We start from the raw sequence: 14509 nt of genomic DNA, 5'->3' as shown, positions 1-14509 counted from the left end.
GCCTGGGACTCCGGATCGAGGCCGTCGCGTTTGCGGCCCCGAGCCTGGCAGGGCCGGGCGGGCCGGGGCCGGTCGGCGGAGACTTACGGCCATGGAGCCACGCTTCTACCAAGGCGACGCAGTGGTCCACGCTGACGGGACGGTGTACCGCTGCTGGGCGAACCTGCGCTGCTGGACCGACCGGGTCCGGGCCCGCACATTCGGCGGGACGAGTGTCCACGATGGCCAGCAGGAGTGGATGGGGCGCCTGCGGTTCGACACCAGCGCCGACGCCGGGGCTGTCCTGGTCGCCGACAACCTCCGCCTGGTCATCGGCAACGGCGCACAGAATGCGTTCCTCGCCAACGCCATCGACCACGCCACCGCGACACTCACGATCCGCGGCAGCGGCGCCACACCGTTCTGACCCCGGCGACCTGGCACCTGCCCACGCGCCGTCCGAACAGGGGCGGGCCACGCGCTCAGCGCCGGAGCGCCGGCCGTCAAGGGAGGGTAGATACCCGTCGTCAAGGTACCGACAGGCGCCCTCAAGGCACGCCGGGATACCGTGACGACACAGGTCACAGCCGGTGTCCACCCGGGTGTGACCTGCGCCGTCAGGGGAGTGGCTGTGTACGGGAGAACGGGTTCTGGTCCAACTTCTGTGGACCGGTGACGCTCAGTACCGACGGGGGTGTCGGAAGGACGGTTGATAGTGCCGGTCATGGCAGATCGCAGTCCGGTTCCCCGGATCATCACCTCGGCGGCGCGGGAGTCCCTGAAGCCGCTCGGCCTGGCCCAGCGTGGGCGGTCGCGGCTGTGGATTGATGATCACGGGTGGTGGCTGGGGGTTGTGGAGTTCACCCCGCCGTGGACTGCCGGCAGCGGTCTGCACGTCGGTGCGATGTGGCTGTGGCACGACGTGGACCAACTAGCCTTCCACGTGGACGCGGTCCGGGTCGGCTCCGAGCTGTTCCGCACCGAAGACCAGTTCACGCCGCTGGCACTCGAACTCAGCCGACAGACGGCCGCGAACGTGACCGCGCTGAGTGAGCGGTTCCAGTCTCTGCCGAACGTCGCCCGATACCTGACGTCCCGGCCGGTGCGCCAGGGATTCCTCTGGGACGGCTTCGACGCGGGATCGCGGCTGCCCTGGTCGGCTATCCGGACACGGCCCGCGATCACTTCGAGCGAGTCCTCCGAGAGGACCCTCTGGCCTCGTGGATGGTCGAAGCCCAGGAGAAGGCAGGTGAGCTGCACACGATCGCGGCAGATCGCGACGCCGTGACAGCGTGGGTCGCCCAGGGCGTCGACTCATGCCGGAGCAAGCTGGGCCTGGATCCTGGGCCGTTCGCGATCAACCGAATGGACTCACCCGTTGGGCAACAGAGCTGCGGTCAGGCCAGCAGGACTTGCTTTTGCAGCAGGTCGAAGCCGGCCCCTCCGTACATCTGGCGCTTGATCATTTGATCAGGTTGACGTGGCCTTCGACGACGCCCGAGCTCCACGGCAGTGTCAGGCCGGCAGTGACGGCGGCGAGATTGCGTTCGAGACCGTTGAGGAAGGCGTGGAGGCTGGGCAGGTCGTCGGCGCGGGGTGGGCACGGACAGGACAGGACAGGACAGCCGGCCTCGTCTGGGCTCTGGGCGGCTCGTGAGTTGCTGATGGGTGCTCACGCTGGGCTGGCTGAGCCGGCATCGACTCCACGGATTATCGGGGGTGGTCTCACATCCGTTGTCTCAGGACTCTCGCCCGGCGTTCGGGTGGCGTGGCAGTATCGCTGGGTCGGGCGCGGCGCCCGTCCCGAGGGTCCGGGGCTTCCGTGATCCGCAAACGCTTGATGACGGCTGCAGCGGCGGCGACGTTGCTGTCGGCCGTTGCCGTGGCTCCGGCACACGCCGTGTCAGCGGCACCGCTCTCGTGCACGATCATCAACATTGGCCAGCCAGGGAACATCAGCATCAGCGGCCAGTACGCCGGGCAGGTCGAGCAGCAGTACGACAACTGCCACAACGTCCGCGCGCACTGGCAGTGGTCATCCTCCTACCGGACCTACCACGGCTCCTCACAGATCATTGTCTTCGCCGAGGGCTGGAACGGCACGGTGGGCGTGGACCCCAACAGCCCGTGGCGCCCCGCCAGCGTGGCACAGGACTACTACTCACCGTGGACGTACATCTACGCCAACGGTGAGAACACCTGGCGCGGCCGCGCTGAGGTATCCGCCGATAACGGCGCCTACTGCGTGGCGTGGGGCGACTGGCACCGGTACTCCGACGGCGCCCAGTTCGGGTCGGTCCGCAACTGCTGACCGCCCTGGACGCACCATGAAGCCCCCAGCCGCCGGGGTGACTGGGTGTCGGTGGCCCGCCAGCGCGGGATCGAGCAGGTTGTGCTGCACTTCCTGGACGCCGTCCGGGCCGGCCGCACTCTCTCGGCGCGGGATGCGCTGCGTGCCCACGAGCTGTGCGAGTACGTGGTCGAACAGCTGGAGCTGCAGGCGAGTTGACGTCAACGCGCGGTGAGGTCGGTGCCGCGCGTGGTGCGCTGGTAGAGCACCTCCCGCCCGTTCCGGCGGCGGCTGACCAGGCCGGAGCGGTGCAGCACGCCGAGGTGGTAGGAGGTGGTGCTCTCGCTGAGGAAGTGCTGGGCGGCCAGCGCGGTGGTGGTGGCCGGGCGGGCGAGGGCAGCCAGCAGGGCGGCCCTGGTCGGCCCGAGCAGGCGGGCGAGGGATGGGTCGGCCAACTCCGTTGCGGCGGCGGGGCGTTCGATCGGGTAGAGCAGGGTGGGCCGGCGCTCCAGCCCATCGACCGGATCCAGCACGACCACCACCCGGCGGGCCACCAGTGAGGGCATGAGCAGCAGCTCGGGCGCGGGCAGGTCCACTTCGAAGCGGCTCGCCAGCTCGATCCGACCGTCCGCCCAACGCAAGTCCGGCGTCAGTGAGTTGAGCATTGCAGCGGCGCCGTGTCGGGCGAGGACCCGGCCGCGCCGGTCGATCTCGGCGTCCAGCGCCGCCCGCACCCCGGCCCAGTACGGGCTGACGGCCAGCTCCCAGTAGCGGCCCAGCTCCTCGGCCGCCTGCCGGGCCAGCTGCGCCGGGCCCTGCTCGTCGAGCACCCGCCGGACAGCCTCCGGCAGCGCGCGCCCCTGCAGCCGGGCCTCCGGGCGGCCGACCTGGACGGCCCGAAGCTCGGCAAGGACGCGGTCCGGCCGGGTGGTGTGGACGGCCTCCAGCTGCTCGGCCAGGCTCGGGGCCGGGCCGTTCGGATGCGGGGTGAGGAAGTCCGGCAGGTAGCCGCCTGCCTGGTCGAGGGCGAAGGCCGAGAGCAGCTCCAGATTCTCCCGGCGCAGCACCCGGCGGGCCCGACCGGCCCAGGCGTCCGGGCCGGTGCGCGGGTTCAGCCCGTCCGGCATCAGGGTGTTGGCGGCCTCGTGCAGCGGGGAGACCACGAAGCGGGTGCGCGCCAGCCCGGTGGAGTCGACGGAGAGTCGGATCATGACGGTGTGCTGCCCCCAGCTCTGCCTCGTGCCTCGCGGCCCCACCCTTCGAAGGTGCTCGAATCCTGCCGTGAATCGTCGCTTCCTGCCACCCACCGGCGCAGACTGTTCGCCGGAGCCGGTCAACGGGCTCCCGCAGGTGGGCGCGGCTGTCACGGGGGTGCGGCCGCGCCCGGGTACACCAACGGGGAATCAGGAGAGAGCAGGATGGCGAGGATGCGTGGCCGCACCGCGGCGGTGCTGGGCGCGGCGGTGCTGGTGGCCGCCACGGTGCTGGGCACCCCGGCGGTGGCAGCGGGGCACGGCGGGGCCGGCGGGCTGACCGGCCAGGCGCCCTGCGAAGGAATCGACGGCTTCACCTGCGGCACGCTCACCGTGCCGCTCGACCATAGTGGGCACCGGCCCGGCACACTGGTCCTGAAGGTCGCGGTGGGCGGCAACGCCGACGCGCCCAAGGGCGACATCGTCTTCCTCGCCGGCGGCCCCGGCCAGCCCGGCCTGCCGCTGGTCAGCAGGATCGCCCAGCGGATGGCGCCGCTGTTCGCGCAGTACCGGCTGGTGATGTTCGACCAACGTGGCACGGGCGCGAACGCCCTGCAGTGCCCGGCGCTCCAGGAGCAGATGGGCGCCTCGGACCTCGCGGTGCCCACCCCGCAGGCGGTCACCGACTGCGCGGCTGCCCTTGGCTCGGACCGCCGGTACTACAGCTCGGCCGACACCGTGGCCGACATCGACCAGCTGCGCCGGGCCCTCGGCGACCGCCGGATCACCGTGGACGGCGTCAGCTACGGCAGCTTCGTCGCCGAGCGGTACGCGCTGGCGCACCCTTCGCACGTGGCCGCCCTGGTGCTGGACTCGGTGGTGCCGCAGCAGAGTTACGACCCGCTGGACCTGGCCGCCCTCGGTGCCAGTGCCCGGGTGCTGCGGCTGGCCTGCCAGTCCACCGGCTGCACCACCGACCCGGGGGCCGACCTGGCCGAGGTGGTGCGCCGCTACCACGACGGGCCCGAGGTGCTCGACATGCTGACCACCTACGAGTTCGTGGACCCGGACTTCAAGGGCATCCCCGAGGTCCTGCATCAGGCCGCCCAGGGCCACCCCGAGCAGCTGCAGGGGTATATCCAGGGCATGCGCGAGGGCGACGCCGCCCCGGCCGAGCTGCTCAGCCAGGGCCTGCACGCCAGCACCCTGTGCGCTGACGGACGTTTCCCCTGGGGCAGCTCCGACACCCCGGTCGAGGGCCGGGCCGCCGAGGTGGAGCGCGTCCGGGCGCAGCTGACGCCGGAGCAGACCTGGCCGTTCGACGCCGCGACCGCCACCGGGCTCGGCACCCTGCTCAGCTGCCTGCCCTGGCCCCGCGAGGAGGTGCCGCCCGCCCCGCCCGCGCACCGGAAGCTGCCGCACGTGCCGGTGCTGCTGCTCGGCGGCGACCGGGACCTGTCCACCCCGACCGAGTGGTTGCGCCAGGAGGCCGAGCTGGCCCCGCTGGGCAAGGTGGTGGTCGTGCCCGGCGCCGCACACTCCGTGCAGACCCGCTCGGCGCCGGGTCGCCAGGCGGTGTACGACTTCCTGCTCGGCTAGGTTCGGCTAAGTGAGCTGGTTGTGGGTTCGCCGCGGTGCACGCCTACTCCGAGGCTCTGCGCGCGCAGCTCGACGGCACCGGCGTGGGCGTCGTCGAGCTTGTCCCGCCGGCCGTCGCCACGGCGGGACAGGAGAGGGTGAATCCGCATGCGCTGCCGCTCGAGGAGTTCGCCACCGAGGTGATGGACCTGCTGGGGACCGAGCCCACTCCGCGGGAGATCCTCGTCGATCGCGTCCTGGTGCACCGGTGGGCCGAGCGTGACGGTACCTATGCCGAACTGGTGGCCCAGCGCTCGGGGGCCCTCGTGATGCTCCCGGGCCGGCAGGGCCGGTGATGACCACCAAGATCGCGCCGGACGGGCCCGCGGTTCCCGCGACGCCCGACCGCTCGGCACGGTGCCGGCCGCCGCCGAAACTGCAGACGGATCGGTGAGCGGCACGACCGTCGAAGGGTCCGCCCCGCCGGGCCCCCCGCCCCCCACCGGTCGGGGGGTGGGTGGGCCTGCGGGTGGGTGGTTGGTCTGCGGGCCTACTGGTCGGTGGGTGGGTGGCCGGACCCCGCCCCCCATCGGTCGGCGGGTGGGTGGGCGGCCTGCGGGTGGGTGGTCGGTGTGTGGGTTCACCGGCTTGTGGGTGGGTGGTCGGTTTGTGGGGTCACTGGTCGGTGGGTGGGTGGTCGGTTTGTGGGTTCATCGGTGGGTGTGGACGCTGTCGGCGGCCCATTTGTCTCGGGGAGGGTTGCGGTGGTTCCTGCTTGGTCGTCCGGATCGTGGTGTTGTCGTTCCGCTGGGGTCCTGCGCCGTGCGCGGGGTGCAGGACCTTCGGCGTACCCGCCGCGCGGGCGTACCCGTTGTGCGGGTGCCGGGGCGAGCCGTCGACGGGCGCGGGCGAGGCGAGGGGAGGGGAGGGCTGTGGTGGGCGGAGCGGGTGAGGGGCAGTGGTCCGGGGGCGGGTTGGACCTTGGCCGGCGGGCTTGGTCGTGTGCGGGTCGGCTCGCTCTGCGACGGTGACAGCGTGCCGGTCTCCGGCGGACGCGGCGGGCTGCTCGTTGTCACCGGTCGGTGCGCGTGGGATCACCGCCGGTGTCGCGTCGTGGTGCGGGTGCGACGGCGTCGTCGCCAGGTCCGCGGGTGCGATGTGACCGGGCACCGCTGCCCGGAAGGACACCCGGGGGGCAGGGCGTGCCGGCTGTACTGCTTGCTCCGGGATTCCTGCCCCGGCCGGCCGGGCCGGTGAGGTGCGGCGGGGGATCGGATTCGGGGTGCCGATGCCTTTGGCACCACGGTGTCACCCGGCCGGCCGGGCCGGTGAGGTGCGGCGGGGGATCGGGTCCGTGGTACCGAGGCCTTTGGTACCACGGCGTCGCCCACCCCGTTGGCGTTCGCGGGTGACGGGTGGCCGGGGGCGTTCGGCCCTCGCCGGGGTGGGGTTCTCACCGAGGACCCCGGTGGGGGTTTCCGTCCGGGCACCGAGGACCCTGGTGGGGGTTTCCGTCCGGGCACCGAGGACCCTGGTGGGGGTTTCCGTCCGGGCACCGAGGACCCTGGTGGGGGTTTCCGTCCGGGCGCCGAGGACCCTGGTGGGGGTTTCCGTCCGGGCACCGAGCGCTTGTCTGCCCGTGTCGTTGTCGGCTTCCGGTGGGGGTGATCCTGGTGCGCGGGGAACATGGGGCCGTGGGGGCCGTGGGGGCGCCTGTGTCGGCGTGGTCTTTTGGCGGGCTGATGCCGATCTATCAGTCCGCCCGTTACCGGGTGGGGCCTGAGGCGGCTGCCGCGGTGGCGGGGGCTGCGGCCGTTCTCGTGTCGTATGTCTCCGAGTACGAGCGGGGCGCCATGATGTACGCCGCCTGGCAGCAGATGGACGACGCCTGGAAGTTCGTGCATCTGTTCACCTTTGCCGACGAGGCGGCGCATGGGATCCAGGCTCCTCGGCCGCCGTACGGGTTTTCGGGGCTGTGTACCGACCGGAGTTGACGGCAGGCCCGGTCGTGTTCACCGACTACCGGCTCATCGCCGCGAAGATGCCCGGAACGCACGGCTGACGGGCGTGCGGGGCTTGTGCGCGTCGGCGTGGTGACGTGGCCGCCGTTGCGGAGTTTGGTGGTGCGCCTGGGATGCCGCGTCGTCGGGGGCGTTCGGCTCACCCCGCCGTGTTCGCTGCGCCCCCGGGGCCCGGGGGCGGCCTGCCCGGGGTGCGTGCTCCCGTGTCGGCGGGGTTCGGGCTGTTGCTGTCTGCCGGTGGCGGGTGCCTGCAGCCGGTCCGGTCTCGTTCGTCCGGCCGGTGTGCGGGTGGGCGCCTGCATGTCGGGCGGTGCCTCTGGGCCTTGTCCGCGGGCCGGCCGGTCCACCGGTGGCCGTCCTCGTCGTGGGTATCGACGAGGGCGGCGGTGGCGTCGGTGCCCGGCAGGGCCCGGCACGTAGGTGCCGGGCCTGCCGGTAGCGCGCCGCTTTCTCGTGGTGACGTCGGTGCGCCTGCTTGTCGTGGTGTCCGTCGGTGCGCCTGCTTGTCGTGGTGTCCGTCGGTGCGCCTGCTTCTCGTGGTGTCCGGGCCGGGCCGGGCCGGGCCGGGATGGGCTGGGCTGGGATGGGCTGGGCTGGGCGGTGGTGGGTCTTGTCGTGCGCGGTGCTGTTGTGGGCTGCCGGGGCGGGGTGGGGTGGTCAGTGGGTGAGGGTGAGGACGATCTTGCCGCGGGTGCGGCCGGCCTGGATGCGGGTGTGTGCCGCGCCGGTCTGTGTCAGCGGGAAGGTCTCCTCGACCTCGACGGTGATCTTTCCGGCGTCGATCAGGTCGGCGATCGTGGTCAGTGCTGCGCCGTCCGGTTCGACCAGGTAGGGGGTGGCCCGCACGCCGGCCGTTTCGGCGGCGCGGGCCAGTTCGGGGGAGACGCCGGCGGGGACGGCGACCAGCAGGCCGCCGGGGCGCAGGACGGTGAGCGAGCGGGTGCTGGTGCGGTCGTGGGTGTCGCCCACCAGGTCGATGACGACGTCGATGTCGTGGGTGGCGTCCTCGAAGCGGGTGGTGGTGTAGTCGATGGTCTCGTCGGCGCCGAGTTCCTTGAGCCAGGGGTGGCGTGCGGCGCGGGCGGTGGCGATGACGTGGGCGCCCAGGTGCCGGGCGAACTGGACCGCGAAGTGGCCCACCCCGCCGGCGGCGGCCGTGATCAGGACGCGCTGGCCGGCCTGCACGTGGGCGGTGTCGACGACGGTCTGCCAGGCGGTGAGTGCCGCCAGTGGCACGGCGGCCGCGTGCGCGTGGTCCAGGGTGGCCGGCTTGCGGGCCCACTGGCGGGCCGGGGCGGTCACGTACTCGGCGTAGCCGCCGGCGGCGCGGGGGAACCACGGCATGCCGTACACCTCGTCGCCGGGTGCGAGGGTGGTGACGCCGAAGCCGACCTCCTCGACGACACCGGAGACGTCCCAGCCCAGGATCAGGGGGAACGTCTGCAGTCCCGCCATGCCCTGGCCCTCGCGGGTCTTCCAGTCCACCGGGTTGACGCCGGCGGCGTGCACGCGCACCAGTACCTCGGTCGGCAGCGGCTCGGGGCGCGCGACCTCCTGGAGGGTCAGCACCTGCGGCCCGCCGAACTTTGTGACGGTGACAGCCCGCATGGTGTGCTCGCTCATGTCGTCCTCGCTCATGTCCGTCTCACTGTTTTCTTCTCGCTGTTTCCTTGTGCCGGGACCGCGGTTTCGGCACGAGGAAACAGTGGCGTGCGGGCGCGGGGGCGGGTGAGTGGCCGGAAGGCCACCTGTCGTACCATTCCGGCCATGCCGCATCGTGTTGCCGTTCTCGCCCTCGACGGAGTCCTGCCGCTGGACCTGGGCATCCCGGCCCGGGTGTTCAACGAGGCCTGTGAGGCGGACGGGACCCGTCTGTACTCCGTCGTCACCTGCTCCCTCGGCGGCCGGCCGGTGCGGACGCACGAGGACTACCGGATCGTCGTCGACCACGACGAGTCGGTGCTGGAGAGCGCGGACACCGTCGTCATCGCCACCCAGGAACCGGGTGAGGACCTGCTCGCGACCGGCGCGCTCGGCGACGAACTCGCCGCGGCGTTGGACCGGATCGGGCCGCGGACGCGCATCGTCAGCCTGTGCACCTCGGCCTTCCTGCTCGCGGCGGCCGGTCTGCTGGAGGGTCGGCGGGCCACCACGCACTGGGCGCTGTGCGATGCACTGGCGCGGCTGTTCCCCGGTGTCGAGGTCGATCCGGACGTGCTGTTCGTCGACAACGGGCGCATTCTGACGTCCGCCGGCGGAGCGGCCGGCATCGATTTGTGCCTGCATCTGGTCCGTCTGGACCACGGGGCGGCGGTGGCCTCGGCCGCGGCGCGGCGCTGTGTGGTGGCGCCGTGGCGCGAGGGCGGGCAGGCGCAGTTCATCGAGCACCCGGTTCCGCAGGACACCGACCGTTCCACCTCGGCGACCCGGCAGTGGGCGACGGACCGGCTGGCCGAGCCGGTCACGCTGGAGGACATGGCCCGGCACGCGCACATGAGCGTGCGCACCTTCACCCGGCGGTTCCGCAGCGAGGTGGGCAGCAGCCCGCTGAAGTGGCTGGCGCAGCAGCGGCTGGCGCACGCGCGCCTGCTGCTGGAGTCCACCGACCTGACCGTCGCCCGGATCGCCACCGCCTGCGGCTTCGGCGACCCCGTCGCGCTGCGCAAGCACTTCCACACCTACCTGGGCCTGTCACCCCTGGCCTACCGCCGCGCCCACAGTGCACCGGAGCCGTGGCCGGCGCGCTGCCCCGCGGCGGTTCCGGCGGGGCGTGCCCTCGACTCGGCCGCGGCCCGGGCGCCCCGTGCTTGCGCCGGGCGTCGTCCGCCGGATGTCGGTCACGGGGCCGGCTTCCGGATCGACCCCGCCGCCCCGCCGCCCCGCCGCCCCGCCGCCCCGCCGCCGGGCCGCCGGGCCGCACGCCCGCCCCGGCCGCCGGGTCGTACGCCCGCCCCGGCCCGGCCGCAGTCGCCCCGTCCTCACGGGCTCGGGCACGGGCACGGGCTCGGGCACTGGCTCGGGCCGACGGCGGGGCCGCTGCGTGCAGGGCCGGCGCCGGGGCGGTCGGCGTGGCGTTCGCTCTCTTCCATGGCAACGGCCGGTCGGCCTGACGTTGCGTTACCTCTTCTGGGGGGGGCGGGTGGCTGTGCCGGCTGCCGTGAGCGGGCCGCCGTGTTCCGGGCCGCCGCCACTCGTGCACCCCCCGTGTTCCGGGCGGCCCGGGTGTTCCGGGCCGCCGTGTTCCGGCCCGTTGGGTGGGCCGGGACACGGGGGACGGCCGCGGGCGCGGTCAGTAGGGGCCGTTGACGTTGTCGATGGAGCCGTAGAAGTGGGCGGCGTAGTTGCACGCGGCGGTGATGTTGGCGACGGGGTCGTAGATGTCGGTCGAGGTGCCCGGCACGTGGTAGGCCTGGAAGGTGGGGTCGATGACCTGGAGGAGTCCCTTGGAGGGGTGTCCGGCGGCGGCGTTGGAGTCGGTGAGGTTGATGGCGTTGGGGTTGCCGGAGGACTCCCGCATGACGTTGCGGTAGATCCCGTCGTAGGTGCCGGGGATGTGGTTCGCGGCCATGACGGTCAGCGCGTCCTTGATCCAGCTGTCGAGGTTGCCGGTGGCCTGGGTGGTGGGCGCGGCGCTCGGCGCGGGGCTCGGTGCCGCGGTGGCGGCAGCAGTGCCGGCGGCCGTGGGTGCGGGGGCCGGTGCCGTCGTGGGGGCGGCCGCGGCCGGTGCCGGGGTGCTCCCGGTGGTGTGCGGCGCGGCGGTGGCCGGATGGGTGGCCGTCCGCGGCTGCGCGGTGCGGGCCGGCGCGGCAGTCGTGCGTGCGGTGTGCGTCTGTGCGGTGTGCGGCGCGGGGGCCGTGGTGTGCGTCGAACCGGTGCTGCGCTGCGCGGGCAGGGCCGTGCGGTGCGTCGGGGAGGGGGAGGTGGTGCGCTGCGCGGGGATCGCGGCGGTGGTGCGCTCGGCCGCGGTGGTGGGTTCGGCCGCGGTGGTGCGGTGCGTGTCGGTGGTGCGGTGCGTGTCGGTGGTGCGGTGGGCGGAGGAGGGGCCGTGCCACGCGGTGGGTTCGAGCTGCGGGCTATGGCTGGCGGCGGTGGTGGCCGGGGTGGAGCCGCTGGGATGGCCGGGGGCGGCGTTGGCGGTGGTGACCGCGACGGCCGCGGTGGCCAGGGCCGCGGTGGTGATCCACCGGCCGGACAGGAGGACGGCGGGGACGCGGCGCGGGCGGGCGTGCTTCGGCATCGGGGGCTCCGTACACAAGGGGGACAGGTCGCCCGGGCGGGGGACCCGGGGGCAGCGCAGTGGGCCCGGCCGGGACGCGCCGGGGGAAACGCTGCGGGGGGACCGGCGGGGGAGGGCCGGGGGAGAGATGGCCCGGCGGGGAGAGCCGGGGAGGGTCGGGGGTGCGGGCGGCGCGGGCTGCCCGGGTGCTGCCGGGTGGTGCCGGGTGGTGCCGTCGGTAGGAGTCCGGCGACCCCTGCGCGGGCGATCACCGGGCGGGCGTGGACCGCGGGGGCGGGCGGGGCGGCGGGGGGCGGGCCGGCTGTGGGGGATCGGGGTTCGGTGTCACGGTGTCGCCTCGGTGGCAGGGGCAAGGTGGCGGGTGTGCAGGGCGTGCCGAGGCGGACGTGCTCGGTGGTGACCGCGGCGCTGCGGCGCGCGGGTCCCTGCGGACACTGGTCGGTGCACTGACCGACGGGGTTGGGGATTTCTATCCCCCTCGCGGCGCCGGAGTCCAGACTTTTCCTGCAAAAGGACGTGAAGGCGATGGATGTCACAAAAGCGCCGTTTCGCCCGGCGCGTCGGGCATTTGGGACATTCAGCGCATGTGGTGCGGGTGTCCGTGCGGGTGTCGGTGCGGGGTGGTTGCGGGGTGTCCCGGCGGGTTCAGTGGCTGAGCGTGGCGAGGAGTGCGAGGACCTCGGGCCAGCCGGTGGCGCGGGCGGCGGCGTTGCCCTGGCGGCTGCCTCCGAGGGTGATCGCTCGGCCGGTGACGGGCTGGACGGCGCGGGTGCCGGCCGCGAGGTAGGGGTAGGTGCCGACGCCGTGTCCGGCGTTCGGGAAGACCTGTGCCCGGTGGGGGTAGCGGTTGCCGGTGTCGTCGAGTTCGCGGACGATCTGCCGGGCCCACAGCGGTGAGGGCCACAGTCGGTCGTCGGCGCCGGCGAGGGCCAGGACGGGGCCGCTGATGCGGTCCAGCGCGATGGGTCCTTGGGCGACGGCTTTGCCGTCCTTGGTCCAGGCGGTGGTGCCGGGGCCGGGGAATGCGCCGTTGACCTGGGCGGAGGGGGAGTAGAGGACTGCGCCGTGGACGAGGTCGGGGTAGTCGTCGGCGAGGAGCAGGGCCGCCTCGCTGCCGCGCGAGTAGCCCATCGCGAGGAGGTGTGCGGGGTCGGTGCCGGGCTGTGCGGCCAGCAGGCGGGCCGCGGTGGCGAAGTACTCCAGTGGGATGTTCTCCAGGGTCCGGGGCAGGCCGGGCAGGCCGAAGTAGCCGAGTGCCAGGGCCGGGTAGCCGTGCGAGGCGAGCAGTGCGGCGGTGGGCGTCTCGCCGTTGCCCCCTTCGGAGCCGCCGAGGACCAGCACCGCGGGGTGGCGCGGGGTGCCCGGGGCCGGCAGGAACAGCTCCCCGCAGACCCGGTCGGTCGCGAGGGAGAGCGTCCTGCTGCTCACGCCGGGTCCCCACCAGGTGCGGGTCAGTGTCCGGGTGGCGAGCGGGTGCCCGTGCGCGGAGACGGTGAGCGTGACGTCGTAGCTGTGCTGCGGGGAGACGCGCGGGAAGAACGACGAGCTCTCGGGGTCACCGCTGCGGGGGGCCATCGACCAGAACAGGCCCATGCCGTCCGGGTCCTGGTACGTGCCGCTCCTGGGGCGGGCGGTGTCCGGGGCGACCAGGCCGTGGGCATCGGCCCGGAAGACGGCCCGTGCGCCCCACTGCTGTCCCTGCCAGTCCACCGCCTGCGCATCGACGGTGACCTCCTCGCCGGGCGGCAGTCCGCCGATGTGCAGGTGCACCGGCCGGTCCACCGGCGCGGTGGGCGCATCGGCCTCGATCACGACGCTCCCGCTCCGGCCCGCCGAGCATCCCGCCGCTGCGGCGCCGAGGAGCGAAAGCACCGTCAGGACGCATGCCAGACCCCGTATCCGGTCCCCCACGACCCTGCTCCTCGCTGCGTTCGCCGAACTCCGAGAGCGGACGGGCCCCGGACCCGCCGGCCGCTGCACATTCCCCAGGGGCCCCATTGAATCGCATCGTCGGCGAACCCGTCAGCGCCTTCGCGGCGGCCCCGCAGAACGCCGGTCCCCGGGCGCCTGGCCCCGGGCGTCGGGCGTCGGGTGGTGCGGGCGGGTGATATCCGGTGTCCGGTTGCGGTCTTCGGGTGGCAGCATGCCGCCATGACGGGAAGTGGGACGCCCGCCGCGGCGGGCGGCGCGGGGGCGGTGCGGGAACTGCGGCAGATCGCCCACGGGTGGGTGGACGGCCGGCGCGGCGACCCGCAGACGCTGATCGATGCCGCGCTGCGCGCCCTGGTCGCCGGCGTTGACACCCCGTCGGTGCTGCACCTCGCCGCGCTGAACCGTCTCGAGCACGACCTGGTCCCGGAGTTGTTCGATCGGGTGATGGACGAACTCGGGTTCGGCTTCCACCCGCCCGAGGGCTACTGGGAGGGCCGGTTGGCGCTCGCCCGCTGGTGGGCCTGCGAGATCGCCGGCGGATGGCTCGATCCCGTGGAGGGTGCCGCACTCATCATCGACGACGTCGCGGACGCCTACGGGCGGTGCGAGGAGCTGAATCCCGTCATCGACGCAGTGCTGGGGCGCGGGGAGGACGGCGGGCGGCCGGACCCCGATGCTCTCCCCGCCCGCCTGGTGCGGGCCGCGCGGGAACTCCTCGTCCGCATTCCGGCCCCCGACCGGCCCGCCCGGCGGCCGGGCGGCGGCCCCGACACCTGAACCACCCCCGCTGCCGCGCGGGGACGCCCGCCCTCACAGCGGGGTGAGGACGTCCTGGTGCGCGCCGTCGAGGACGAGGCCGTTGTCGAGCCGGACCCGGACCGTCACCCGGGCGCCCCGTTCCCGGTGCGCGGCCCACTGCGGCGCCAGTGCGGCGATCTGCTCCTCGAGCCGCGTGCGGCTCGCGTCGGGCATGGTGTGCCCGTAGTCCTCGAACAGCGCCTTGAGCCGCTGGTACTCGCGGACCTCCTCGCTGTCGGGGATCTGTCCGTCCACCCGCTCGACGGTGCCCTCGATCCCGGCGCCCAGCGACAGGAACCCGACGGCGGCCCCGGGCTCCCCGGCGAAGGCCTCGCCGATCGCGAGGTCCTGCGCCAGCCTGACGCGCCGGCCTTCCTCCAGGGTCATCCGTTCTCCGCCTCCCGGTCGAGTTGGGGGGGCGGGCGGGGGCCGGGCGCGGGGGCGGGCCCGTTGGGTGTGGGTGGGTGGGGGGGGGTCTCGG

Annotated in this window: 11 protein-coding genes and 3 pseudogenes; 9 read left to right on the top strand and 5 right to left on the bottom strand. The window is 73.6% G+C overall.

Going from position 1 to position 14509, the window contains the following annotated elements; all coding sequences use genetic code 11:
• Positions 1–91: 91 nt before the first annotated feature.
• From ACFV0G_RS20195 to ACFV0G_RS20180, 4 genes and pseudogenes are all read left to right on the top strand, one after another.
• On the top strand, positions 92–406 hold the full coding sequence (locus ACFV0G_RS20195) for a hypothetical protein (protein WP_380549320.1): 315 nt from the start codon (positions 92–94) through the stop codon (positions 404–406).
• Between the two features lie 297 nt (positions 407–703).
• On the top strand, positions 704–1267 hold the full coding sequence (locus ACFV0G_RS20190; protein WP_380549317.1) for a hypothetical protein: 564 nt from the start codon (positions 704–706) through the stop codon (positions 1265–1267).
• A 612-nt stretch (positions 1268–1879) separates the two neighbouring features.
• Entirely contained in the window at positions 1880–2290 is a 411-nt protein-coding gene (locus tag ACFV0G_RS20185) for a hypothetical protein (RefSeq protein WP_380549314.1), read from the top strand.
• Between the two features lie 12 nt (positions 2291–2302).
• A pseudogene (locus ACFV0G_RS20180) lies at positions 2303–2488 on the top strand (gfo/Idh/MocA family oxidoreductase); the annotation flags it as partial.
• Between the two features lie 2 nt (positions 2489–2490).
• On the opposite strand, the gene ACFV0G_RS20175 reads toward ACFV0G_RS20180, so the two are convergent.
• Complete coding sequence (locus tag ACFV0G_RS20175) at positions 2491–3480, bottom strand: ArsR/SmtB family transcription factor (RefSeq protein ID WP_380549311.1); 990 nt, start codon at positions 3478–3480, stop codon at positions 2491–2493.
• 207 nt (positions 3481–3687) lie between these two features.
• Between ACFV0G_RS20175 and ACFV0G_RS20170 the strand changes: the two genes are divergently transcribed.
• The 3 genes and pseudogenes from ACFV0G_RS20170 to ACFV0G_RS20160 all read left to right on the top strand — a co-directional run bounded on the left by ACFV0G_RS20170 (position 3688) and on the right by ACFV0G_RS20160 (position 7034).
• Complete coding sequence (locus ACFV0G_RS20170; RefSeq protein ID WP_380549308.1) at positions 3688–5061, top strand: alpha/beta fold hydrolase; 1374 nt, start codon at positions 3688–3690, stop codon at positions 5059–5061.
• Between the two features lie 29 nt (positions 5062–5090).
• Positions 5091–5396, top strand: a pseudogene (locus tag ACFV0G_RS20165) (oxidoreductase); the annotation flags it as partial.
• Between the two features lie 1386 nt (positions 5397–6782).
• On the top strand, positions 6783–7034 hold the full coding sequence (locus ACFV0G_RS20160) for a hypothetical protein (protein WP_380549305.1): 252 nt from the start codon (positions 6783–6785) through the stop codon (positions 7032–7034).
• A gap of 684 nt (positions 7035–7718) precedes the next feature.
• On the opposite strand, the gene ACFV0G_RS20155 is transcribed toward ACFV0G_RS20160, so the two are convergent.
• A complete protein-coding gene (locus ACFV0G_RS20155) occupies positions 7719–8684 on the bottom strand; it encodes an NADP-dependent oxidoreductase (protein ID WP_380549323.1) in 966 nt (321 codons plus the stop codon).
• Positions 8685–8828: 144 nt separating this feature from the next.
• Here ACFV0G_RS20155 and ACFV0G_RS20150 point away from each other — a divergent pair.
• Positions 8829–9788, top strand: a pseudogene (locus ACFV0G_RS20150) (GlxA family transcriptional regulator); the annotation flags it as partial.
• Positions 9789–10350: 562 nt separating this feature from the next.
• Here the strand turns inward: ACFV0G_RS20150 and ACFV0G_RS20145 are convergent.
• Positions 10351–11298: a transglycosylase SLT domain-containing protein gene (locus ACFV0G_RS20145; RefSeq protein WP_380549302.1), complete on the bottom strand. Its 948-nt coding sequence runs from the start codon at positions 11296–11298 to the stop codon at positions 10351–10353.
• 645 nt (positions 11299–11943) lie between these two features.
• Entirely contained in the window at positions 11944–13110 is a 1167-nt protein-coding gene (locus tag ACFV0G_RS20140; RefSeq protein WP_380549299.1) for an acyl-CoA thioesterase/BAAT N-terminal domain-containing protein, read from the bottom strand.
• Positions 13111–13449: 339 nt separating this feature from the next.
• Here ACFV0G_RS20140 and ACFV0G_RS20135 point away from each other — a divergent pair, with 339 nt between their 5' ends.
• Positions 13450–14007 (top strand): hypothetical protein, encoded by a 558-nt coding sequence (locus tag ACFV0G_RS20135; protein WP_380549296.1) that lies wholly within the window; start codon positions 13450–13452, stop codon positions 14005–14007.
• A gap of 33 nt (positions 14008–14040) precedes the next feature.
• Here the strand turns inward: ACFV0G_RS20135 and ACFV0G_RS20130 are convergent, their stop codons facing one another.
• Complete coding sequence (locus ACFV0G_RS20130) at positions 14041–14415, bottom strand: hypothetical protein (RefSeq protein ID WP_380549293.1); 375 nt, start codon at positions 14413–14415, stop codon at positions 14041–14043.
• Positions 14416–14509: the final 94 nt, after the last annotated feature.

This window comes from Kitasatospora sp. NPDC059571 (assembly GCF_042735675.1).
In the GTDB taxonomy this organism is placed as follows: Bacteria; Actinomycetota; Actinomycetes; order Streptomycetales; family Streptomycetaceae; genus Kitasatospora.
Note: the sequence above shows the minus strand (reverse complement) of the source record. Positions and strands in the feature narration are given on the sequence as shown.

Coding starts and splice junctions, on each gene's coding strand:
- ACFV0G_RS20195 (WP_380549320.1), top strand. CDS start 92: ATGGAGCCACGCTTCTACCAAGGCGACGCAGTGGTCCACGCTGACGGG.
- ACFV0G_RS20190 (WP_380549317.1), top strand. CDS start 704: ATGGCAGATCGCAGTCCGGTTCCCCGGATCATCACCTCGGCGGCGCGG.
- ACFV0G_RS20175 (WP_380549311.1), bottom strand. CDS start 3,480: ATGATCCGACTCTCCGTCGACTCCACCGGGCTGGCGCGCACCCGCTTC.
- ACFV0G_RS20170 (WP_380549308.1), top strand. CDS start 3,688: ATGGCGAGGATGCGTGGCCGCACCGCGGCGGTGCTGGGCGCGGCGGTG.
- ACFV0G_RS20160 (WP_380549305.1), top strand. CDS start 6,783: ATGCCGATCTATCAGTCCGCCCGTTACCGGGTGGGGCCTGAGGCGGCT.
- ACFV0G_RS20155 (WP_380549323.1), bottom strand. CDS start 8,684: ATGAGCGAGCACACCATGCGGGCTGTCACCGTCACAAAGTTCGGCGGG.
- ACFV0G_RS20145 (WP_380549302.1), bottom strand. CDS start 11,298: ATGCCGAAGCACGCCCGCCCGCGCCGCGTCCCCGCCGTCCTCCTGTCC.
- ACFV0G_RS20135 (WP_380549296.1), top strand. CDS start 13,450: ATGACGGGAAGTGGGACGCCCGCCGCGGCGGGCGGCGCGGGGGCGGTG.
- ACFV0G_RS20130 (WP_380549293.1), bottom strand. CDS start 14,415: ATGACCCTGGAGGAAGGCCGGCGCGTCAGGCTGGCGCAGGACCTCGCG.